This is a genomic window from Streptomyces griseus subsp. griseus (genome assembly GCF_000720255.1).
GTDB classification, from domain to species: Bacteria; Actinomycetota; Actinomycetes; order Streptomycetales; family Streptomycetaceae; genus Streptomyces; species Streptomyces griseus_I.
In genome coordinates, this window is sequence record NZ_JOJE01000072.1 from 1 (window position 1) to 21,687 (window position 21,687).

General features: G+C 69.2%; 16 protein-coding genes and 3 pseudogenes. 6 read left to right on the forward strand and 13 right to left on the reverse strand.

Annotated elements, in window-relative coordinates; genetic code table 11:
• Window positions 1-220: 220 nt before the first annotated feature.
• On the forward strand, window positions 221-649 hold the full coding sequence (locus tag IG99_RS41990; RefSeq protein WP_037684059.1) for a VOC family protein: 429 nt from the start codon (window positions 221-223) through the stop codon (window positions 647-649).
• Window positions 650-717: 68 nt separating this feature from the next.
• Here IG99_RS41990 and IG99_RS41995 read toward each other — a convergent pair whose 3' ends face one another.
• Complete coding sequence (locus IG99_RS41995; RefSeq protein WP_078948236.1) at window positions 718-1,485, reverse strand: transposase; 768 nt, start codon at window positions 1,483-1,485, stop codon at window positions 718-720.
• Between the two features lie 306 nt (window positions 1,486-1,791).
• Here IG99_RS41995 and IG99_RS49325 point away from each other — a divergent pair, with 306 nt between their 5' ends.
• On the forward strand, window positions 1,792-2,043 hold the full coding sequence (locus tag IG99_RS49325) for a hypothetical protein (RefSeq protein ID WP_158973360.1): 252 nt from the start codon (window positions 1,792-1,794) through the stop codon (window positions 2,041-2,043).
• A gap of 124 nt (window positions 2,044-2,167) precedes the next feature.
• Here IG99_RS49325 and IG99_RS51130 read toward each other — a convergent pair.
• Window positions 2,168-2,293: pseudogene (locus IG99_RS51130) on the reverse strand (transposase); the annotation flags it as partial.
• Window positions 2,294-2,586: 293 nt separating this feature from the next.
• Between IG99_RS51130 and IG99_RS47045 the strand changes: the two are divergent.
• A pseudogene (locus IG99_RS47045) lies at window positions 2,587-3,138 on the forward strand (ISAzo13-like element transposase-related protein); the annotation flags it as partial.
• A gap of 346 nt (window positions 3,139-3,484) precedes the next feature.
• Here IG99_RS47045 and IG99_RS42000 read toward each other — a convergent pair.
• The 3 genes from IG99_RS42000 to add form a co-directional block, all read right to left on the reverse strand.
• The gene (locus IG99_RS42000) at window positions 3,485-3,676 is read right to left on the reverse strand and encodes a hypothetical protein (protein ID WP_037684061.1); all 192 of its coding nucleotides are present in this window, start codon (window positions 3,674-3,676) and stop codon (window positions 3,485-3,487) included.
• Window positions 3,677-3,722: 46 nt separating this feature from the next.
• A complete protein-coding gene (locus IG99_RS42005; protein ID WP_158973361.1) occupies window positions 3,723-4,049 on the reverse strand; it encodes a hypothetical protein in 327 nt (108 codons plus the stop codon).
• A 215-nt stretch (window positions 4,050-4,264) separates the two neighbouring features.
• Window positions 4,265-5,302, reverse strand: a complete 1,038-nt coding sequence (gene add / locus IG99_RS42010) for an adenosine deaminase (protein ID WP_037684063.1) — start codon at window positions 5,300-5,302, stop codon at window positions 4,265-4,267.
• Between the two features lie 58 nt (window positions 5,303-5,360).
• On the opposite strand from add, the gene IG99_RS42015 reads away from it, so the two are divergent.
• Entirely contained in the window at window positions 5,361-6,128 is a 768-nt protein-coding gene (locus IG99_RS42015; protein WP_107056165.1) for a transposase, read from the forward strand.
• A gap of 68 nt (window positions 6,129-6,196) precedes the next feature.
• Here the strand turns inward: IG99_RS42015 and IG99_RS42020 are convergent, their stop codons facing one another.
• Together IG99_RS42020 and IG99_RS51855 are read right to left on the reverse strand one after the other, a co-directional pair.
• Complete coding sequence (locus IG99_RS42020; RefSeq protein ID WP_037684067.1) at window positions 6,197-7,516, reverse strand: transposase; 1,320 nt, start codon at window positions 7,514-7,516, stop codon at window positions 6,197-6,199.
• A 139-nt stretch (window positions 7,517-7,655) separates the two neighbouring features.
• Window positions 7,656-8,243: a TetR/AcrR family transcriptional regulator gene (locus tag IG99_RS51855; RefSeq protein WP_037684069.1), complete on the reverse strand. Its 588-nt coding sequence runs from the start codon at window positions 8,241-8,243 to the stop codon at window positions 7,656-7,658.
• A gap of 179 nt (window positions 8,244-8,422) precedes the next feature.
• On the opposite strand from IG99_RS51855, the gene IG99_RS42030 reads away from it, so the two are divergent.
• Complete coding sequence (locus IG99_RS42030) at window positions 8,423-9,901, forward strand: MFS transporter (RefSeq protein WP_037684071.1); 1,479 nt, start codon at window positions 8,423-8,425, stop codon at window positions 9,899-9,901.
• A gap of 210 nt (window positions 9,902-10,111) precedes the next feature.
• A complete protein-coding gene (locus IG99_RS42035; RefSeq protein WP_037684072.1) occupies window positions 10,112-10,606 on the forward strand; it encodes a carboxymuconolactone decarboxylase family protein in 495 nt (164 codons plus the stop codon).
• Window positions 10,607-10,802: 196 nt separating this feature from the next.
• On the opposite strand, the pseudogene IG99_RS44600 reads toward IG99_RS42035, so the two are convergent.
• The 6 genes and pseudogenes from IG99_RS44600 to IG99_RS42065 form a co-directional block, all read right to left on the reverse strand.
• Window positions 10,803-11,669: pseudogene (locus IG99_RS44600) on the reverse strand (IS5 family transposase).
• Between the two features lie 400 nt (window positions 11,670-12,069).
• Window positions 12,070-14,172: an autotransporter outer membrane beta-barrel domain-containing protein gene (locus IG99_RS42045; RefSeq protein ID WP_158973362.1), complete on the reverse strand. Its 2,103-nt coding sequence runs from the start codon at window positions 14,170-14,172 to the stop codon at window positions 12,070-12,072.
• Window positions 14,173-14,175: 3 nt separating this feature from the next.
• Window positions 14,176-15,483, reverse strand: coding sequence for a TrbL/VirB6 family protein (locus IG99_RS49330; protein ID WP_158973363.1), 1,308 nt, complete (start codon window positions 15,481-15,483; stop codon window positions 14,176-14,178).
• Window positions 15,484-15,523: 40 nt separating this feature from the next.
• On the reverse strand, window positions 15,524-16,153 hold the full coding sequence (locus tag IG99_RS42055) for a hypothetical protein (RefSeq protein WP_037684077.1): 630 nt from the start codon (window positions 16,151-16,153) through the stop codon (window positions 15,524-15,526).
• A complete protein-coding gene (locus tag IG99_RS51555; protein ID WP_037684080.1) occupies window positions 16,150-20,346 on the reverse strand; it encodes a LamG-like jellyroll fold domain-containing protein in 4,197 nt (1,398 codons plus the stop codon). The genes IG99_RS42055 and IG99_RS51555 overlap by 4 nt, the downstream gene beginning before the upstream one ends.
• Window positions 20,343-21,687 (reverse strand): baseplate J/gp47 family protein (locus tag IG99_RS42065; protein WP_051866589.1); only part of this gene is annotated, 1,345 nt, incomplete at its 5' end. The genes IG99_RS42065 and IG99_RS51555, both read right to left, overlap by 4 nt.

Below are 21,687 nucleotides of genomic sequence, written 5' to 3' on the forward strand. Positions count from 1 at the left end.
AACAGGGACCTAGACAATCCTCATTCTTGCTGGTCAGAGGCACTTTCTGCTTTCCTGACCGCCTGCCGGACAGCCCGCTTCATGAAAGCGCGAGGCTAAAGCTTGTCCCGTAACTGATCTCTGGAGTGAGGGTGGTCTCGGTGAGGTTGGGGTGTCCTCTCGATAGCCTGCGGGTCCACCTGGGGAAACGAGCAACAGCGCCCCTTGGTACGGTGCGCCGATGTCATCGATCAAGCAGTTCCAAGTCACCTTTGACTGCGCGGAACCTGAGCGCCTCGCTCGCTTCTGGTGCGAGGTGTTGGGGTACGTCGTGCCGCCGCCACCGGAGGGGTTTGCGACTTGGGACGATTTCAAGCGTTCGCAGCCCTCTGAGCAGCAGGATTCATGGTTTGCCTGTATAGATCCCTCAGGGGTGGGCCCGCGACTGTTCTTCCAGCGCGTCCCCGAGGGGAAGGCTGTCAAGAACCGGGTGCATCTTGATGTACGGGTCGGCACCGGTCTCGTGGGTGAAGAGCGTCTCGCCGCACTTGAGGCTGAACGCGCGCGCCTGGAGCCGCTTGGTGCAGTACACGTGCAGACGTTGTACGACGGCAATGATGCCTGCATCCCGATGCTGGACATCGAGGGCAACGAGTTCTGCATCGACTGAGCCTCCTTCGAGCCGGCGAGGCGGGAGGCCGCTTCCCTTGGACCTCTCTGACCTCGCATAGGGCGGGATTATCCCGTGAGGGCGAGGTTGTGCAGCCGGGCGATGCCGAGCATGGCGTGGTGCACGCCGTCGCCCTTCAGGCGGCAGTCCCGCAGGATCTTCCAGGTCTTCATCCGGGCAAAGGTGTGCTCGACGCGGGCACGTACCTGTTTGTGCGAGCGGTTGTGTTCCTTCTGCCAGTCGGACAGTTCCTCGCCAGCCCGGCGGCGGTGGGGCATCACGAGTCCGGTGCCCGGATAGCCGCCGTCGGCGATCGTCAGGGTGTTGCCGACTGCAGCCTTTGCCCCGGATGCCTCCCATGCCTTGCAGTCGTTGCGGTTGCCCGGCAGGGGCCGACCGACTACGACGATGAGTCGGGTGTCGGCGTCGATGACGACCTGATGGTTAGTGGAGTACCGGTAGTTCTTGGACTGTTCGGTGATCGAGTGGTCACGGGTGGGCACCAGGGTGCCGTCCACGATGAGCACGGTGTCCTTCGGGAAACGCTGCCTGGGCTGGAGTGCGAGGAGTGGACCGAGCTGGTCGATAATCCGGTTCGCGGCCGACTTGGAGACTCCGAACAGCGGGGCGAGCTGGCGCATCGTCAAGTTCGTGCGCCAATACGCCGTAACAAGCAGCACCCGGTCCTCCAGCGGAAGTCCCCACGGTCGCCCCTTGCGGACCGCGTCCGCTCCCTCGCGGCGCAGCGAGGTCACCAACTTCCCGAAGCAGCGCAGGCTCAGCCCGGTGAACGGGGGTATCCAGGACGACTCCGACGCCGTGATCACACCAGCCACATCAAGATCATCTCACCCGTGACCAGCAGTTGCGGGACAGGCTTTAGCCTGATCACGCCGCATGGTAGAACTTTGAGTAATCACGCAGCCGAACGAGTGGCCGGAAGTGGGCCAGGCCCCCCCACACACAACGCTGAACGCTCTCGACTACATCTTGGAAAACGGCAACAAGGTAAAATACGATGTGGGGCGTGACACAATCCAAGTCAGGGCGACGCAGCTTCCAGGCAAGCCTTTCGCAGTGATCTCAGGAAGCAATCCCAATCACATAGTAACTGTCATGATTCCAAAGGGATTCGACATTCCGTGAACCCCGTAGAAGAAATCCTCGAAATGGCTCGAAAATTCATTTCCGGCGAAGATCGGTCAATGAATTTTGTTGCATCCATAGAGAATTTCACTGTGGAGCACCTCCTGGATTCAGAGATATTTGAATTCCTGGCAGAGGGAATGTCGCTCTATCGCCCTTGGGCTGGCCCGCCATACTGGTCGGAGGGAGACATGGTTGAACTGATGGAGGATTTTTTGAAGGGATTCGGACCCTCTCAGGAACCTTAAGGGATCCAGATTTTCCCTGCCGGTGTACCCGGCCGCAAGTGCTGCTCTCCTTCGACGGGAACGGGCGTGTCCCCGTCGAAGGTGTTGCGCTCACTGAGTTGAACGCGTGGTGTGGTGCGACTGCTCAGGCCGGCCTGGTCAGGCCAGTCTCGGCGCGGCAGCCGTCTATGCGGTGGCTGCGGTACTGGATGTGCCGTAAGCCGCGTCGGATGGGCTGCATGACATGTTCAGGGGTGGTGAAAGCGATGTTATGGAAGTCGCTGGAGCCCGGCGCGATCGCGCGGTTCACCGCCGGGGAGGAAACCGCGGTGCGCTGACCCGCCCCGGCGGCGCGGCGCAGGACAAGGGACGGCGGCCCTCGGGCATGGCCCCGCGCGGCTTCACCGTCGGGGCAGGACACCGCGATGCGCCGACCCCAGCCCCGGCCGCACGGCGCAGGACCAAAGGGCGGCGGCCGTCGGGCCCATGAAAAGATCCGGGACGGGCCTGGGGCTTGCAGATCATCAACGTGTTGCTTCCCGCCCCATGGCTCGTTGATGTGATATGCGCATCCCGGACGAGATCTGTGCCCAACTCGCCATGAAGTTCGCGGTGTTGTTCCCTCATCTGAATGAGCGGCAGCGACGGCTTCTGATGGCCGCAGAGGCCCGCGTCCTGGGACACGGCGGGGTTCGGGCCGTCGCACGGGCGGCTTCGGTGAGTGAGACCACGGTTCGCAAGGGCGTGTCCGAGTTGGAGGCCGGAGAGGAGCCGCTGGGGCGGGTGCGGCGGCCGGGCGGAGGGCGCAAACGGGTCGCGGATCTCGATCCGGGGCTGCGGCCGGCCCTCCTGGCGCTGGTCGAGCCCGACGAGCGGGGCGATCCGATGCCGCCGCTGCGGTGGACGGTGAAGTCGACCCGCACGCTGGCGCGGGAACTGGCACAGAAGGGGCACAAAGTGGGTGCGGACACCGTCGCGAACCCGCTGCGGGAGGAAGGCTTCAGCCTCCAGGCCAATGCCAATACGATCGAAGGAAGCCAACATCCCGACCGGGATGCCCAGTTCCGCTATCTCAACGAGCAGGTCCGTGATCACCGGGACATCGGCCAGCCGGTGCCGCCCCCGGTGCCGCGCGGTCGAGGGCGTCAGGCGGCGGCTTCAGTATGCAGCCGCTGGACCGCCTCAGAGAGCCCCCTTCCGGGCCATCACCGCCGACAGGGAGAGCCGCCCAGTCCCAGGGCCTACACGCACCCCAGTGCGATGCCGCAGACCCCGGACAGAGAAGGACCCCGGGCCGCCCAGCGTTCCGGGGAGCTTCCTACCGGCCTTACGCCGCCGCCAGTTCGTGGAAGGCGACGGCCTCGGCGTCCGCGCGCAGCAGGCCCGCAGGGGAGTCCAGGTCGCGGTCGAATGCTGCTGGAGTGAGAAGGCCGGCTGCTTCCACTGGTTCGAGGACCGGCTCCTACCCGGTGTGCTCGGCCAGCAGGGCGCGGAAGGCATCGTCGGCCAGGAGTTGGGATGCGCAGGTGGCGGTCAGTCGGCTGCCGCCGCTGGCGTGCCGGTCACAGCGCACGACGCCGCACAACAGGTCCCCGCCCAGGCTGGCGAGCTGCAGACTCCCGCCCATGATCGTGAGGACAGCGCCAGCGGTCATAGGCAGACGGTACGAGCGGCACCAGCGGCCTTGTGGCAGGCACGACCTACGATGGCCCCGCGTCCCGCACCGCGCGCACGGCCTCACAGAGATCGAGCACGCACACTCCGCCGATCTTCTCGATGCTGCCGCACCCGAAGCGGACCCACAGCGGGAGGGCCCCGGCGTCGCGGGCGAAGGCGAGCTTCTGCGCCGAGGCGAGGTTGGGGGCGAAGTCGATCTCCACGAGGATGTCCGGAATGGTGCCGGGCATCCAGATCACCACGTCGAGGCGCCCGTAGCGGCCCCTGCCGTCCGGCACCACCAACACCCGCAGCTCGCGAAAGGTGCGCAGGTATCGGGCGAGCGGCGCGAACACCTCGTCGTCGGTCATGGAGATCACGGTCCGGGTGAGGCTGCGGGTGGTTTCGGCGGTGATGGCCTGGCGGTAGATGTGTTCGATGACGTCGCCTGGCCAAGACCGCCCCGCCCGTGCCAAACCCCGCTACACTCCCCACCGCCAGGCCGTTGACCAGGACAAATACAGAAGTCCGGCTGGAGTATTAAAGGTTGTCCCGCAATCTCTGGCTGGTTGTTCCAGACGGCGCCCTATGGTGCGGCGGCCGACATGCTTGTTGGGTTGGGAGGCGTAGTTGCCTGACCCGGGATGTCCAGCCATGCGCCGATGCGGGTGACTGCGTCTTCCACGGTGGCGCGCGGGGCGCCGGAGGCTTCGAGCGAGGTACGGGCCACGGCGGCGAGTTGGGGGTCGGTGAGGGCGAGCGCCGTGCGGGCTGTTTCGTACTCCTGCAGCAGACCCGGACCGAACAGGAGAGGGTCGTCGGCGTTGAGGGTGCACCGGACGCCTGCTTGCAGGAGCCGCGCCAAGGGATGCGCAGACAGGGATGCGACGACCCCGAGGGCGACGTTGGAGGTGGGGCAGACGTCGAGGACTATGCCTTCCGCGGCCAGGCGGGCAACAAGAGCCGGGTCTTCGACTGCCCGTACGCCGTGAGCGATCCGTCGGGCGCCGAGTACGTCGAGTGCGGCGCGCACGCTGGCCGGGCCGGCAAATTCCCCTGCGTGCGGGGCGGGAATCAGCCCGGCATCGCGGGCAATGGCGAACGCCTCAGCGAACGGCTCAGGGGCGTGACGGGCCTCATCTCCGGCCAGGCCGAAGCCGACCACCCCATTATCTGATCGTCTAGCCGCCAGGCGGGCGGCCTCGACCGCTTCCGACGGGTCCGCGTTGCGCCGGGCGAACACCAGGATGCCGAAGCCGACGCCCAGCCGCGCGCCCGCGCGGCGGCCCTCGTCGATCACCGCGTCCAGGACGTCGAGCGCGGCGTCCGGATCGCCCTCATAGGTCAGGGGGTTCAAGTGCGGCTCGATCCATACCGCTCCGTCCGCGGCGGCGTCCTCGACCACCTCGCGTACCAGCCGCAGAAGGTTCCTGCGCGGGCCCTCGCGCACCACCCGGGCAGCGGTGCCGTACAAGGCGCCGAAGTCCTCAAACGAGGTGAAGCCGTCTGAATCTGGAGGTCGTTCGCCACCCTCGCCTGCCAGCTCCGCGAGCGTGGCGGGACGCATCGCACCTTCGAGATGCAGATGGAGATGGGCCTTCGGCAGACGGTCCAGGCTTCGCATGGCGCCTCACTCTATGGCTACCCTCTTGACGGCCGTTGGGAGATGCAACCATCACTGCGTGGATGATGTGATCACGGCGTCGGTGCCGTCATGGATAGAGCCCTTCACGGGTCTGACCCCGCGCTGCTTCGCCAAGCTGGTAGCCGAGGTTCGACGCGAGCACGCTGCGGATCAACAACGCGGGCGTCCCTGGAGTCTGCCGCTGGAGGACCGTGTTCTGCTGGTCACGGCGTACTGGCGCACGAACTTGACGATGCGACAGATGGCTCCGCTGTTCGGGATTTCGAAGTCGGCCGCAGACCGGATCATCGACCGCCTCGGTCCACTGTTGGCGCTCCGGCAGCGAAGACGGTTCCGTAAGGACACTGTGCTCATCGTGGACGGGACCTTGGTGCCGACCCGCGACCGCACGGTCGCCGAGCAGTCAAAGAACTATCGCTACTCAACAGCCCACCAGGTCGTCATCGACGCCGATACCCGCCTGGTCGTCGTGGTCGGCCGGCCCTTGCCCGGGAATCGGCACGACTCCCGTGGTTGGGAAGAGTCCGGAGCCAAGGCCGCCGTCGGTACCACCATGACGATCGCCGACGGCGGCTACCAGGGGACCGGCCTGGTCATCCCACACCGACGCGAAAAGGGGAGCGACCTGCCGACCTGGAAGGAGGAACACAACCGCTCCCACAAGCGAGTTCGCGCCCGCGTCGAGCACACCTTCGCCCGAATGAAGGGCTGGAAGATCTTGCGTGACTGCCGCCTCAAGGGCGACGGCGTCCACCTCGCCATGCTCGGCATCGCCCGTCTGCACAACCTCGTCCTCGGCGGATAGACAGCGAACGGCCGATACCGTCCGCACCAACTCGAAGATCACTTACGGGACAACCTTTAGCTTGATCTTTAACCTGTGCGGCGGGGTCGTGGGGTTGTTGACTTCTTCGTTCGCTGTTTCGTAGTGCCTGGTTTGCGGACGGTGTGCACGTCGTAGCGCGGGGTGGGCCGGTTGTTCTTGCGGCCGGGTGGTCGTCCCGGGCCGGGGCGGGAGGATTTCGGTGCTCTGGCGGGGCATGCTGCCTGCGGGCGCAGGTGCCGAAAGTCGCGGCGGACGCGGGCCGGGGTGAGCCTGTTTGGCGGGCTCGGCTTCTCCCACGGCCGGCGCAGGTCGGCCGCCAGCGGCCGGGCCAGCCGCAGCTGGGTGTAGACGGCGAGGATCAGCCAGGTCCACCGGTCAGCCGCCTCCGGAGTACGGACCTTCGGGCAGGTCCAGCCCAGCGTCTGCTTGAACAGCCGGAACATGTGCTCGATGTCGAAGCGGCGCAGGAAGGCCTGCCAGAGCAGGTCGACTTGAGTGTCGGTGGCATCGGTGCCCGACCACCACAGCCACACCGGCTTCGGGGTCGCGCCGCTGGGCAGGTACTCGACCTGCAGACGGATCACAGTGCCCTCGATGACCGGCAGAGCGCCCAGCTGGGAGACCCACGCAGAGCGGTGAGTCAGCCTGGGGTGGAGCCGGTCCCAGGCCCTTGCGGTTGCCGTGCCATATAGGCGGGTCTCGGTCACCGTCGCCGCATCGGGAATGTTCCAGGTGGCCGGATCGCCGAAGACGAACTCGCCGCCGTGGCGGGGCGGACGACCCCGGGTGCCCGGCTCGCGGGGCGAGGCCGCCCGGCGCAGGACCCGGTCCGAGCGCATCCGGCCCAGCACCTGCACCGGCAAGTCTCCCAGCAAGTAGGCCAGGCGGGGCACGTCGTATCCGGCGTCCACCACGATGAGGACGTTCGGATCGCCGTCCTTCCACTGCCCGGCCTCCATCAGCCGCTCGATGAGCTCGCGCATCTGCCGGGCGGTGACGGTGGCGGCGTCGTCCCCCGGCGCCAGACGCAGCGCGTCCAGCGGCGCGGTCCAGGAACACAGGATCCGCTGCGGTGAGGTGTGCGCGTCGGGACGCAGCCAGCAGGTGATGTCGGCGGCCCGCCGCAGCCGGGCGAGGTCCACCCGGCCCGCGGCCAGGGCGTCATACAGCCCGCCGTGTCCAGGGCGATGCTCGCCCACCAGCGACAGCTCCACCAGCGAGCGGACCGGGCCGTCCGCACACAGCACGGCGTCGGCCAGCTCGAACAGCGCATCCGAACGCCTGGTCAGGCAGGAGTAGAACTCGCCCCGGAAGCGTGACAACTCCGCCAATGCCTCCTGCTGGGCATCGCGATGCAGCAGACTCATCCTCACGGCCTTCGTGCTGGACGTGTGTGTTCCTTGGTCGGAGCACATGTTCAGACGAAGGCCACTTCTGCGTACGGCAGTTACCGGACCGAGTGATCAAGTTCGACGCACCATTCGACGCCGGAGGTTAAAGATCAAGCTAGGCCGCCCGATGGGGAGCGGGTGGATCGATCAAGTCGCAGGCGATGCCGAGCGCCGCATCGATCAGCTCCGGGCCTCCGTTTTCCGCTCGATCGGCGTCGTCGCCCGCCAGATGCAGTGCAGTGATGGCCAGGCGGACACGCAGCGATGCGGCCGGGTCGCCGTCGCCGGACAGCGCGCCGGGCCCGGCCAGAAGCTCGAAGAGCGTCATGACGTGCTGCTGCACCTCAGCCGCGAGCGGCTGGTTGCGCAGCGCCGGTGCGTTGTCCTGCGCGAAGCGGGCCGCGGCCGTGATGCCACCGGCTGTCAGCTCGGCGTAACGGCGCAGGATTTCACGCCGGGTCTCGGGTCCTGCGGGCTGCTGCTTGCCCCAGTCGGTGAGTTCGGCGACCGCGGCGGAGAAGTCGGCCAGTACGGCGGCGAGGATCTCCTCCTTCGACTTGTAGTGGTAGTAGAGGGCCGCCTTGGTGATGTTCAGCCGCTCCGCGATCACGCGCAGCGAGGTGCCCTCGTACCCGTGCTCACTGAAGAGCTGAAGAGCTACGCGCTGGGCGCGCTTACGGGTGTCGGTGCGGCGGCCTGCCATGGAAGTCCCTTCGTCGCCGTCGTCTCAGCCAGCCCGTAGGCGGGCTCACAAGGGGCCCGCCTACCCCCATTGCTTGCCGATCGGCAAGCAATGGGCTAGCTTCGCCCCGTCGCTAACTTTACCTGTCGGCAGGTAATGAATGCGGGTGCTGATGCACGTCTTCACCAAGGGGGTTCACCATGCTGAGCACAACAGGCAAGAAGACGAAGAGCGCGAAGAGCAGGTGGAGTGCCGAGCCGGCTCAGCTGCATGCGCGCCGCTGGTGGGGGTTGATGGTCATCGCGATCGCCCAGCTGATGATCGTGCTGGACACGACCATCGTGACCATCGCGCTGCCCACCGCCCAGCAGGATCTGGCCATGTCCGACGCAAGTCGGCAGTGGGTCATCACGGCCTACACCCTGGTCTTCGGCGGGCTGCTCCTGCTCGGCGGCCGCATCGCCGACCGGCTGGGCCGCAAACGCACCCTGCTCGTCGGCATCCTCGGCTTCGCCGTCGCCTCCGGCCTTGGCGGGATGGCGGACTCCGGCTGGACGCTGGTCGCCGCCCGTGCCGGACAGGGCGTCTTCGCGGCACTGCTGGCCCCCTCGACCCTCGCGCTGCTGATGGCGGTGTTCCCCGGACCGGCCGAACGGGCCAGGGCCATCGGGATCTACAGCGGGGTGCTGACCGCGGGCGGCGGAATCGGCCTGGTCGGCGGCGGGCTGATCACCAGCTACCTCGACTGGCGCTGGTGCATGTACGTCAACATTCCCATCGCCCTGCTGGCCGCGCTCGGCGCCATCGCCACGCTGCCCGATCCGCCGGGACGCACCGACGCCCGGATCGACGTCCTGGGAGCGCTCACCGGCTGCGGCGCCATCGCCGCTCTGGTCTACGGGTTCTCCGAGGCCGGCGAGCGCGGATGGCACACACCCTGGGTCTTCCTCTGCCTGGCCCTGGCCGCCGTCCTGCTCCTGACGTTCGGGATCGCACAGGCCCGGTTGCGTGCCCCTCTCCTTCCGCTGCGGATCCTGACCGACCGCAACCGGGGAGCGGCCTTCGCCACCGTCGCGCTGGCCACGCTTGGCCTGTTCGGGGTCTTCCTCTTCCTCACCTACCAACTGCAGTCCGTGATGGGCTACTCCGCGGTCAGGACCGGCCTCGCCATGCTCCCGCTGGTCGCGATGAACGTGGTGGCGGCGACCCAGCTGTCCGGCCGCTTGCTCCCCAAGCTGCCACCCCGGCTGCTGATCGTGCCCGGACTGCTCAGCGCGGCCGGCTCGCTCGCCCTCCTCACCCAGCTCACCCCGCACAGCTCCTACACCGCCGGCATCCTGCCCGCCGAGCTACTCCTCGGACTCGGCATCGGCACACTGTTCGGCCCCGCCGTCGCGACGGCCACCAGCGGAGTCGCCGCCCACGACGCCGGCATCGCCTCCGCGACCGTCAACACCGCCCAGCAGACGGGCGCCTCGATCGGCACCGCACTGCTCAACACCATCGCGGCCAGCGCCACCAGCACCTACCTGGCCGATCACCACGGCGCAGACGTCCTCCGGGACGCCACCGTGCACGGCTACGCCACCGCCGCGACCTGGGCACTGGGCATCATGCTCGGCACCGCGGTCCTGGCCGCCCTGTTCATCACCGCAGACCCGCGCAAGACCGCGCCGTGACCCGCAGCAAAACCGCCTCGAGCAGCCGCGCCCCACCGGGCACAGCGCCCGCGCCGCTGCAACACAGCCTGATCACCCCTCATAGCGCCGGACGGCGCCCCAACGAGACCGGCGACCCGAGCAACGCATCCGGACCACGTCATCCCGAAGGGGCGTCGCAGGACGCGAGCCCTGGGGGGTCTTGATGCCATCAACACCAAGGAGCACGCCATGACCGCCCGTTTGAACCTCTTCAGCAATCCGACCACGACCACCGCCAAGGCTGCCGGGTACTTCGGAAAGGCGAGCAAGACGATCCTGGAGGAATCCGCGCTGCCGGCCGCGACCCAGAAGCTGGTGGTGCTGCGCGCGAGCCAGATCAACGGCTGCGGCTATGCCACCGACGTGTGGAGCAAGAACGCCGCACACGCCGGGGAGAGCGCAACCCGCATCAACCTCGTCGCGGCCTGGCGGGAGTCCACGGTCTTCACCGACGCTGAGCGCGCCGCCCTGGAACTGACCGAACAAGGCACCCGCATGGCCGATGCCGCCAGCGGCGTCACCGACGACGCATGGGCGAACGCCGCCCGGCACTACGACGAGGATCAGCTGTCCGACCTGGTGATGCTCATCGCCCTGATCAACGCCACCAACCGCATGGGCGTCATCGTCCGCCAGCGCGGCGGCGACTACCAGCCCGACATGTTCGCCGACACGGCTCACTGACCCGTAGACCCGTCGCGGCCTGACCCGGCTCGGATCGCTCGATCCGAGCCGGGCTCGCGAATGCCTGCGGCCAAACGTCATCCCCGCCACAGCGACCAATCTGCTCAACAAAACGCTCCCACCGCCCGCAGTCCGTGATCGTTGTCAGTCCCATCCGCTGCCCGGGACACCTCAGAGGTCGTTTTCGCCCGATGTTTCATCCCGGAATCGGCCGTTTGGTCTGTGGTGCCGGGTCGCGCCAGGAGATGGTGTTCTCGCCGGTGAGGCGACGGGCCATCAGGTCGGTCATGGCGAGGTGGATCACGGCTGCGGAGCGGGTGGGCAAGGTTTCGTAGTCGCGGGCCAAGCGGCGGTGCAGCATGAGCCAGCCATAGGTCCGCTCGACCGCCCACCGCTTCGGTATCGGGGTGAATCCCTTGGTCCCGGGCTTGCGGGCGGTGATTTTCATGTCGATGCCGAGGGTGGCGGCATGCTCGACGAGGTGCTGGCGGTAGCCACCGTCGACGAAGACCTTGCGGATGCGAGGGTGCTCGGCGGCGACCTGGTCCAGGAGTCGGGCGCCGGCGGCGGAGTCCTGCACGCTTGCCGCAGTGACCAGCACGGCAAGCAGGAGTCCAAGTGTGTCGGTGACGATGTTTCGCTTCCTGCCCACGATCTTCTTCCCGGCGTCGATGCCCTGGCCGGCGGCGGGGACGCTGGTGGAGGTCTTGACGCTTAGCGTCGATGACACAGGCCGATGGCTCGGTGTTCCGCCCTTCCTTCTCCCGCAAGAGCTGCCGAAGAAGGCCGTTGAGCTGGGCTAACACCCCTTCGTCCGCCCACTTGGCGAAGTAGCCATAGACCGTGTTCCAGTGCGGAAAGTCGTGCGGGAGGTAGCGCCACTGAACCCCGGTACGGTCCACATACAAGATCGCGTCCATGATGTCGCGCAGGTCATGTTCCGGCGCCGGCCAAAGTCCAGAGCTCTGCCGCGGCGCTCGAAGCGCCAGGCTGCCAGCACCGGCTCGATCAACTCCCAGCGGGCATCGGACAGATCACTCGGATACGGGCGTCGCGTCGGCATGCTCCAGGCGTAGCGCCGCGGACCGAGTGCGCCCAGGCGCACAGTGACGACAACGGAAGCACGCGGCCGCGAAGGCCGGGCGTCCTGGGATGAGACAGGCACAAGCCACTTCCCGCCTCACCTGCCACCCCACCTGACCAGCAAGAAGCAACCCGCATCTCCACCAGCACGAGCACCACAACCCGGCAATCCGAAAATCGCTGGATACACGGGCAGTCCAGGCGAAAACGACCTCTGAGACCGCGTTTGAGATCTGACATGGGACGATCGGTCGGTGACTCGACTCGTGAACCGTGAGCCTTCCAGACAGTCGAGAATCCGAACGGCGGAACCCTCTGAAGCACGCTCCTCCGGTAACGCATCGAGGGTTCCGTCGTCATGCTCGCCTCCTGCCATGTCGTCACCCCTGGCTTCCTGCCAGCGGGGAGTCCTCCGGCACTGTTGTCCGGTCGCCGGACGAGCTATCGGCGTCACCGGGTGTTTGCGGATGATCGCGCATGCCATGACCGATGGCCAGGTCAGGGGTTGCTCCGTGTGGCTCCGGGTGCCGGTAGCGGCCGGACTCCTCGCCTTCCTTATCGCTTTCCACGACCAGCGGGTTGGCCAACGCGAACGGGTCGTGCCGGATCCCGGTGACCTGCCAACAGACCTCGATGCCCGGCCCGCCACCGGAGACGGAGAAGCGGTTGGCCGACAGTTTCCGGGATACATGCAGGTCCGGGGCCGGTCCGCCCAGGGGGGTGAGCTGGTAGCGGAACCGTTCGTTGAGCGCCTCGAACCAGTCCGGCAGCGTGATCTCGGCCTCGCCACTCTCGTCGAGCACTACCTCGCCGTCGTAGACGTTCTTCATCTCGTCGCTCTCGACGGTGCTGTGGCTCAGGTACCTGCTCGCCGGATCCAGAGGGTGGTCGATCTTGAAAAAGAGACTGGACTTGGTCAATTTCCCGATGACGTCGACGTCCCCATTGAACCGTGCCGCGTCAGGGAAAATGGGACGGGGCGGAAACCCGATCTGGTCGGGCTTCGCGGTCACCGTCAGCGCCGCCCCGCCGCCGCCCAACGCAAAGGCGAAGCCGCCCTCAAGTACGGTCCGGCCCTGCACATCCAACGTGGTCTGCGGTGTTGTGGTCCCGATACCGACTTGGTCACTGACCACGGCGATGCCTGCGACGTCCAGTGCCTGCGTCGGCGGCGTCGAGTTGCCGACACGGACCTTTCCGCTCGAGGTGTTCATCAGCAGACCCCAGCCGGCACCTTGGTTACCCCAGAAACCGACATGGTCGTCGTTGGCCATCCCGACGAACGCCCGGTCGGCGTTCGGCGCGCTTTGGAGGAACCACATCCCGGCCGACTGGTCGTCGCCCTGGCGGACCCTCATCCGTCGGCGGACGTCCACCCCGCCCTGGCCCGGACTGACCGTCAGCAGGTCGTTCCCGTTCTGCTGGAAGTGCCACTTCCTGTCGTCACCCGCGTACATGCCGTAGGTGCTGCCGGTAGCCGCGGTGTTGCTCAGCTGGAGCCCGGAACCCCATCCGGGACCGGAGGACACCAGCCGCAGCGCCAGGTCGTTCGTCGCACCCCGGTCGATCTCCAAGCCGGCAGAGGGCTTGGCAGTCCCGAGCCCCAGGTTGCCGTGGGCGTCGACCACCAGGCGGTCCTTGCCGTCGCCCTGGTCGGTGAAGTGCAGACTCCCGTCCGACGAGGAGAACATGCCGTAGGTCCTCGCCCCCACCGCGGTGTTGCTTAGCTGGAGCCCGGAACCCCATCCGGGACCGGAGGACACCAGCCGCAGCGCCAGGTCGTTCGTCGCACCGCGGTCGATCTCCAACCCTGCGGTCGATGCGGGTGTCCCGTCCCCGACAGTCAGTGGCCCGGTCACATGGACGGCGCCGCTGAAGGTGCCCGCCACCGGGTCGCCCGATGCGGTGATGCCCACCTTCCCCGACGCCTGGACACCGGTGCCACCAGGGCAGGTGCCCTGGACGCCAGTCCCGGTGTCGCTGGTGCCCGACAGGCCCGGGCCGCCGGCACTCGACCCCGAGACGCCCGGCGCGCTGGTGCTCGATCCCAGGACACCCGGGCCGTCGGTGCTCAGCCCCGAGATGCCTGGGCCACCGGTGCTAGAGCCGAGGGCTCCGGGCCCACTGGTACTCGTTCCCGATAGGCCCGGCCCGATGGTGGCTGTTCCGGTCACCCCCGCCTGGGTGCCGCGGGAGCAACCGGTCACCCCGACGCCGTGCTCGCTGACACCAAGCACGGCCGTCCCGGCCTGTCCGTTGGCCCGGCCCTGAACACCGACGCCCTGAACCTGGTCATTGACGCCGAGGACGCCTGCGGGGGTCAGGGCCGCGCCCGCCGCGGCCGTCGTCGTTGCGTGGCTGGAGCCGATCACCCCGGCCCCTGTGTCGGAGTCCCCCCAGACTCCGAAGCGCAGCGGCGGTGCCACCTGTCCGGGGTCGAAGGTACTCACACCGTCCTGTGATGCCGGCGGTTTGATTGCCATCAGTCACACCTCCTTGGATTGGTCACCCGGCTCGGGGACGCGCCGTATGGCGATCCGTTGCTCGGGCGATTGGTCGAACGCGGCAGGGTGCAAGTAGAGGCCGCGATGTTCGGCGGGTTTGACGGTCTCGGGGGTGACGGGGTTGGCCTGGGCCCATCTGTCGACGCGCACGCCGGTGACCTGCCAGCTCACCCGCCCACCGGGCGTGCCGTCCGCGATGGCGAAGCTGTTTCCGTGGATCTCCCGGCTGACGTGCAGGTCAGGGGCCGGTGCGCCGATCGGGGTCAGCTGGTAACGGAAGTCCTGGTTCAACGCGTCGAACCGCTCCGGCAGGGGGACGGCCGCCTGCCCGGTGGCGTCGAGGCTCACCACACCGTCGTAGACGTTCTTCTGCTCCGGCGAGGCGCCGAAGGCATGAGCGAGGGTGCTTTCGGCCGGAGAGAGCGGATGGTCGATCAGGAACTGGGCTCCGCCGGCCGCGACCACCGTCCCGTTCACCTGTGCGCCGCCGGCGATGTCCGCGCCGAGTGTCGAACCGGTCGCCATCAGCCCTGTGGGCCCCTGGGCGTGGATGGCGGCGTTGAACTCACTAAGGGCGTGGACGCCCCATCCGAACCAGCTGTGGGCCCGGATGGCCGGACCACGGTCGGGCTCGTCGCCGAAGGCGATGCCTCCTCCGCCGGATTCCGGGTGCCCGTTGAAGGCGCTGAGCGCCAGTCCTTCCTGGCTGTAGGTACCGATCCCGTTGCCGGATTCACTGGTCGCGGCCACCCCACTGCTGGTGCCACTACTCCCCCTTAGGCCGTTCCCCGATGCCGAGGTGCCCAGCACGCCATTGCCGCCGGTGCTGCTGCCGGCCACCCCTGGCCCGGGGTCGCCGGAGCCCGCCACGCCCGCGCCCTGCACGCTGGATCCCGACACCCCTGGCCCGCGGACACTGCTGCCCGCCGCGCCCGGCCCGCCCGTGCTAGTACCGGCTACCCCCGGTCCTGGAACGCTCGACCCGGCCACGCCGGGGCCCGCTGCTGCGGTGCCCGTCACCCCCGCGTCGGCGCCCTTGCCGGAGACGCCGGTGCCCTGGCGTGCGGCTCCGTGTACACCGATCCCGCCCAGCGCGACGTTTACGCTCAACACTCCCGCTCCCCGTTGGACCTGACTGCCGTCGGCCGACACGGCGCCCTGATCGCTGGTGCCCGCCACGCCCGGCCCGGTCACGTTGTCGCCCCACACGCCGTAGCGGATCGGCGGGCTCTGTTGCCCCAGGTCGAAGCCGCTCGACTGGTCCTGCGACTGGGGTGGTCCGATGGGCATCCCTCTCACCTCTTCACCTTGGACCCGCCACCTCGGCCGGTCACACGATCGCCTGCCCTGTCGCCTGACCAGGCCGTTCCTCGTAGGCGATCTGGAAGCACTGCAGTCTCACGTCGCCGCGGTTCTGGGCCCCGACCAGGTCGGCCTCGAGGAAGTACTTGTTCGCGGCGTTGTCGACGATCGTCTCCGCTGCCGGTTTCGCTGGCGTCCCGAATGTCTTGTACCGAACGATTTCCACCGCGCCTGAGCCGGTCATGTCCTTGCTCCGCAGGTAGACGTCCGGCGGTGGAACCGGCTTGGTGGGGTCCTGGAAGTGGACGTCACCGAAGACCGTCAGCGACTTGATGGAAGCCCCGTCGGGCAGGACGACGTTCATGATGCCGTGGACGTCGACAGCGGCGGCCGGCCTCTGCGCGAGGTCGAAGCTGATCTCCCAGCCAACCCCGGAACCGGGCTGGTTGAACGTCAGCAACGGGCACAGGCTCAGGACGGTCTGCGACTTCACCAGCAGTTGGATCACTTTGTTGAGGTGGTCGTCGGCGAGCAGGTGGAACTCGGTCTCCAGCGCGTGGAAGCGGGCGTTGAGACCCTTCGCGCCACCTGCCTGGACGCGGTCCTGGTTGTCGATCCAGTCCTCGTGGGTGAACGCGGGGTGGTACAGCTCGATCATGGCGGATGATCCCTTTCCGGTCGGCGGCCGCGGAACTGCGGTTGGTCGTAGGTGTGGTAAGTCGGGAAGGTGAACGCGGGCAGTAGGTCGGCGTCCCCGACGGCCCCGGCGAGTTCGCGGACGTGCGCCCGCAGTCGGCCGGTCAGAAACTCCACGCCAATCGGCTGGAACCAGTTGAGGATGTTCAGCACCAGGTCGTACTGGCCTTTGCCGATCACCGCGCCGGCCACTTCCAGGTCCTCCCGGAGGTGCACCTCGCACTGGTAGGGCAGCACCGGGCTGCCCCGCAGGCAGTCGGCGTGGAGACGGACCAGCCCGGGTGCGAGGCCGGTGACGGGGGTGACGGGGGCGTCGAAGGCGACGGGCTCCGCCCGGCCGGGCCCGAAGGGGAGCACGGACCACCCGACCTCGACCCCATGGTCCAGGCCTATGGTCTCCCGATACCGCAACTCCGGTGGTTGCGGCGGGTCCTGTGCCAGCGGCCGCTGGTCGGCCAGCAACAGCGTGCCTCCGGCCTCGGGCGCGGCCAGCAGGCAGGGCGGGTACGCGGCGCCGGCCGGGGAGGCGGCCAGCGCACGGCAGTCGTCGGCGGCGGCGAAGGGCAGCGGCAGCAGCCGGTCCGCAGTGACGTCGAGGATGTGCACCCGGCCGGCGGCCGGGCCGTCGCCGGCAGTCGCGACGAACAGATGGTGCTGGTCGGTGGCCTGGCACATCGCCACCGGGGCCGTGCCGGGCGGGAAGTCGAGCAGAGTCGTGCGCGGCAGGTCGGCGCCTGCCGCGTAGACCAGGACGGCGCCGCGGCCCGCCCCGGGCACCCCGGTGTCCACACCCACGTACAGCTTGCCGCCATCGGGCGTGAAGGCCGCGCAGAGGACCCGGGCGGCGCCGGCGGCTGTGACCGGTCCGCGGACCTGGCCGGCCTGACGGTCGACCAGGCAGAACCGGGCGCTGTCCAGCAGTACCGCGAGCAGCGGGCCGTTCGGGGAGATTGCAATGGCGCGCGGCGGGCCGGGCAGTGGCAGGTTGAGCTTCTGGGTGCCGGTCTGCGGGTCGTAGGAGCGCAGCGAGCCGTCGGTGGCTGCGAGGTAGAGCCGGGCACCGTCGGTGGCGAGGGCCAGCGCGTCGGGCGTTGCCAGCGGCTTGGCCGAAAGGGTTCTCGGGTCCAGGGCAACCACCCGGCCACGCTCGTGCGCGACGAAGAGCCGGCCCTCAACGAAGGCAATCGACACGGGCAGCGGGCCGGTGACGGCCGATCCGGCGAAGGCGAGCACGGGCGAGGCAGCCGGTGGCGGGGGCGCGGCAGGCCCGGGCGCCGGCGCGGCCCCGGCCGCCGTCAGGCTGTAAGCGACGACCCGGTGGCTACCGCGGTCTGCCAGGTAGAAGCGGCTGCCGTCCGGGTGGAAGGAGGCGGCGACGGGGCCGACCCGCGGGCCGACGGCGGCGGTGAGGCTCTCCCCCGCGGTCACCTCGGCGACCGCCCCGTCCGTCAGCGCCGCGAACACGTCCCCCACCGTGACCGCCAGCTGCTCCGCTGCCGACACCGCGACCCGGACGGAGCCGCGACCGCCGGCCCCGTCAGGGGCCTGGACGGTGATGTGGTCGAATCCGGCTGCGAACGCGCGTGCGGCCAGGGCGGCGCCGGTCAGGGGCTGCGGACCGGCGGCCACCACCGGCCGATCGTCGCGCAGTACGAGGACCCGCCCCTGGCCGGCCAGCCCCGGGGCCCCCGGGGTATAGGCGCCCGCCACGGTGAGCGGAGCCGTCCGCCCGAGACCGGCCAGCAACCGGTCCAGTGCGGCGCTGGCGGCGGGCTGCATTTGCCGGTGATGCGGGTCGGCCCCGTAGTCGATGGCGGCGGGCGGGATGGCCAGGTCGTCGGTGCGCAGCTGAAGGTACGCGGGGTCGAAGTCCTCGGAGGCGGTGCCGGCCGCGTCTGCCTCGGTGGCACCGATCCGGCCGTCCCGTCCGATCGTCTGGTCGTCCTTCAGTAGATCGTCGGGCAGGCCGATCCGCAGGGCCCGGCGCCCGCCACGAGTGTGGCCGGCCTGCGTGATCTCCACCCCGACGGTGATGTCACCGGGGTTCAGGGCCTGGAGCAGCGCGGTGCCGGCAGGGCCGCCCGGGGTGACGAGGGCGGAACCGGGGCCGACGCCGGTGACCGACCAGCGGACCACGGCACCGGGCACCGCTGCCACGGGCGGCTCGAGGGTCAGGGTCGCACTGCTCCCGGCGATGAGGCCGGTACCGTCGGGCCCGTCGGCGGGGGTGACGGCGATGGCGAAGGCGTCGCCGGGCGGCTGGGAGGCGTGCACCTGGTCGTCGGCGGTGCAGGTGACCCAGCCGAACCCGGCGGCGTGGGCGTGCACACCGAGCTCGGGGGTCGGGACGGTGCTGTGGCGCAGGCTCAGCGCCCGGCCGACGGCGTAAAGGCCTGGGCCGGCGGGTTCGTAGGCGCGCAGCACGGACAGCACACCGGGCTCGGTCCGGGGCAGGGCGGCGAGCCGGTCGAGCAGCGCGTCGAGGGCGATCCGAGTGGTGAGCTGCATCAGCCGGTTCCCGTCGTTGCCGGCGAAGTCGAGGCCGGGCCGGTCGTCGTCGTGGCGGCAGAGCCAGACGGGGTCGAAGTCGGGCTCGTCCGCGGTGGTGCCGACGGCCTGCGCCTCGGTGGGAAGCTGGTCGCCGTCCGCGGCGATCCGCTGGCCGGGGGTGAGTGGGGGCGGCAGCACGCGCAGAACGGTGGAGCCGGTGGTTATGCGGGCGGTTGTCTCGTCGACGACGAAGGGGTCGGCGGCGGTGGAGGACGGCGGGACGGAGACGGATCCGGCGAGCCGGTTGAGGGCTGCCTGCAGGTTGTCGGGGGTGGGGAGCAGCCAGCTCTGGAAGATGGCGAGCCTGTCGCGGTACTGCCGGTCGCTCTCGCCGGTGACGGGGGCAAAGGTGGTGCGGGCGGTGCCGGAGACACGGACCTCCTCGACCAGGCCGAGGTAGGGGGCGTCGACGGGGCCGTTCTCAGTGTTCTCGTGGCCGGTGCCGATGACCAGCGGTGGTGTGCCGGCGATCGGGGCGAGTTTGGGTATAGCGGACCGGTCGGCTTCGGTGCCGTCGACATACAGGCGGGCGTCGGCGCCGACACCGATGCGGGCCAGGGTGGCGGCGAGGTGGTGGAAGCGGCCGTCGGCCAGGTCGAGGTCGGCGAAGAGCTCGCTCTCGTTGGTGCCGTCGGAGATCGAGAAACGCGGGTTGTGGTCGATGCCGCGGTAGCGGCCGAGGGTGAGGGCCCAGCCGGGGGCGCCCGGGGTGTCGCGCGGGTCACGGCGGGTTAGAACGGCGCCGGGCCCGGTGGCGGTCCGGTCGGGGCGGATGACGGCCTCGACGGTGAGGTCGGCGGTGAGCCCGGGCAGGTCGGTGACTCTGATGTGGCCGCCGGTGGCGCTGAAGCCGAAGGCGAGCCCGAATCGGCCCGTGCGGCCCCATTGGGCGGTGCCGGTCACGCTGCTGTTCAGCGGATCGAGCCGGCCGCTCGCGTCGAGGATCCCGGTGACCTGGGTCTCGCCGGGCGCGGGCCGGTCGTCGAGGTGGAAGAGCGCGAGGGTGTCGGGGTCCGGTTCGTACGGAAGGGGCGGGAAACGGGGCGCGCCGAGGTCCAGGCCGAGCAGGTCGAGACCAGCGCCGCGGGTGTGGGCAGCGAAGCGCTGGCGGGCGACATCGGCGACCCGGCGGTCGAGGTCCTGGTAGTCGCGTCCGATCGTCCAGAGCAGGCGGGCGAGAGTGCCGAGCAGCGCGGTGAGCTCCCAGTCCTCGGGCGTGGCCGGGGCCGGGGGCACTGGGAACAGCCCGGTGATGTGCAGGTTGGCGGTGAACTGCGCGGAGGTTCCGGGCAGTCCGATGGCGACTTGGTCGCCGGCGGGCCAGTTGGCCGGGAACCAGACTGTGGTGCGCTCCTCGGTCGCGCCGGGGGTGCGGGTGAAGGCGACCTCGACGCCGAGCGGTTCGGCGGTGGTCCGTCGAGGTGCGAGGAGGTAGCGCGGGGCGTCCGGGTCTCGGCCGTGGCGGGCCCGATAGGCGGAGAAGTCGTACTGCGGCCTGAGCCTCCCGGGGTCGGCCGAGGTGAGCGGCAGGGTGAGGCGTTCCATGCCACGGTCGTACGCGGGGGTGAGACCGGTGGCCATGATGTCTAGGAAGTCGGTGGTCATGGGCTCGCCACCTGAAGGTCGATCAGCGGGCTGTCGAGGTTGAATCGGGCGATCTCGTCGGCGGCGAGGGTGAGGTTCTCGCCCACGGACAGTTCTTCGGCGTTGCCGTACACCGCGCCGCCGAAGCCGACCTCGCCGAAGACGGGGGCGCCGCGGCGTAGCCGCAGGTTCTGCACGTCGACCACTCCGGCGACCGACCGGGCGGTTAGCACCAGGTCGGAGTGGAGGACGCCGCGGCCCAGGCGTAGCCGCTCCACCCCGGCGTGGACGGCGCCAAGGATCTCGCCGCGGATGGCGTCCGGGTCGTGGCCAGGCTGGACCACCAGGGTGGTGCGGATGCCGACCTCGACCTGGTTGGCGGGCCTGATGTCGGGGAAGACGGAGACCGGCCGCCATTGCCGCACCACGTCGACCACCGCCGGGTGGATGGCCGGGATGTCGCCCTCGTCCGGGAACCAGGGCCAGCCCGGTTCGGGGGCGACGACGATGTCGAAGAAGTACGGGGAGCCGGTGCGGCGTCCGGGGGTGAACTCGTGCTCGCCGAACAGGTAGCTGTTGAAGGTGGCCCGGGAGGTGTCGATTCCGCCGAGTGGGTCGAAGACCGCGGCATCACGGACTCCGGGGACATCGAGGATCTGGGCGAGTACGGCGTCCCGGGTCCACACGGTGCGGGGGACGCCGAGCAGGCGGGTGCGGTGGACGTCGTCGGCTTCGAGGAAGTCGCCGCCGCTGATCGGAGCTTGGTTGGCGAGGGTGACGGTGGCCGGGCCGAGGTTGAGGTGGACGCGGGCCCATTGCGGTTCGAGTACGAGGTTCGCCCCTGCGGGCAGGTTGCCGCCCGGTCCGCGCTCGACTGCCTGGACGCCGACCGTGGCGGTAGTGGCGGTGCTGGCGAGGGTGGCGGTGGCGGTGGTGCGCAGCTTGACGACGGGGTGGTCGGGGGTGGGGGTGGCGGCGGTGCGCACGAGGGTGCCCTGGGGCAGGACGACGGCACGGTCCGGGCCGGGGGTGTGCACGGTGAGGGTGACTTCGCCGGTGGCCCGCAGCTGCCTGCGTTCCTGGCCGAGCTCGTTGCCGAGGAGGGTGAGCGCGTCGCCCTGCGCGGTGGTGACGAAGTTGGCGTAGTACTGGTTCTCCAGGGAGCGCCAGAGTTCCTGGACGTGGACGGCCGCGGCGTCGAGCACTTTGCGCAGCGCGGAGCCGGAGGTCAGGTCGACGTCGCTGCCGAACATGGTCCGGGCGCGGGCCTGTTGGTCGGCCACGATCTGGTCGATGCCCTTGACGACGAAGCCGTCCGGGGTCACGCCGTAGCCGTCGGCGGCGGGCGGGGCGGGGTCGGCC

Excerpts from the sequence above, each read along its gene's own strand:
- IG99_RS42005 (WP_158973361.1), bottom strand. The coding sequence starts at position 4,049 with ATGACCGACGACGAGGTGTTCGCGCCGCTCGCCCGATACCTGCGCACC.
- IG99_RS42020 (WP_037684067.1), bottom strand. The coding sequence starts at position 7,516 with ATGAGTCTGCTGCATCGCGATGCCCAGCAGGAGGCATTGGCGGAGTTG.
- IG99_RS42000 (WP_037684061.1), bottom strand. The coding sequence starts at position 3,676 with ATGACCGCTGGCGCTGTCCTCACGATCATGGGCGGGAGTCTGCAGCTC.
- IG99_RS49330 (WP_158973363.1), bottom strand. The coding sequence starts at position 15,483 with ATGCCCATCGGACCACCCCAGTCGCAGGACCAGTCGAGCGGCTTCGAC.
- IG99_RS42035 (WP_037684072.1), top strand. The coding sequence starts at position 10,112 with ATGACCGCCCGTTTGAACCTCTTCAGCAATCCGACCACGACCACCGCC.
- IG99_RS51555 (WP_037684080.1), bottom strand. The coding sequence starts at position 20,346 with ATGACCACCGACTTCCTAGACATCATGGCCACCGGTCTCACCCCCGCG.
- IG99_RS42030 (WP_037684071.1), top strand. The coding sequence starts at position 8,423 with ATGCTGAGCACAACAGGCAAGAAGACGAAGAGCGCGAAGAGCAGGTGG.
- add (WP_037684063.1), bottom strand. The coding sequence starts at position 5,302 with ATGCGAAGCCTGGACCGTCTGCCGAAGGCCCATCTCCATCTGCATCTC.
- IG99_RS42045 (WP_158973362.1), bottom strand. The coding sequence starts at position 14,172 with ATGGCAATCAAACCGCCGGCATCACAGGACGGTGTGAGTACCTTCGAC.
- IG99_RS42055 (WP_037684077.1), bottom strand. The coding sequence starts at position 16,153 with ATGATCGAGCTGTACCACCCCGCGTTCACCCACGAGGACTGGATCGAC.
- IG99_RS51855 (WP_037684069.1), bottom strand. The coding sequence starts at position 8,243 with ATGGCAGGCCGCCGCACCGACACCCGTAAGCGCGCCCAGCGCGTAGCT.
- IG99_RS41990 (WP_037684059.1), top strand. The coding sequence starts at position 221 with ATGTCATCGATCAAGCAGTTCCAAGTCACCTTTGACTGCGCGGAACCT.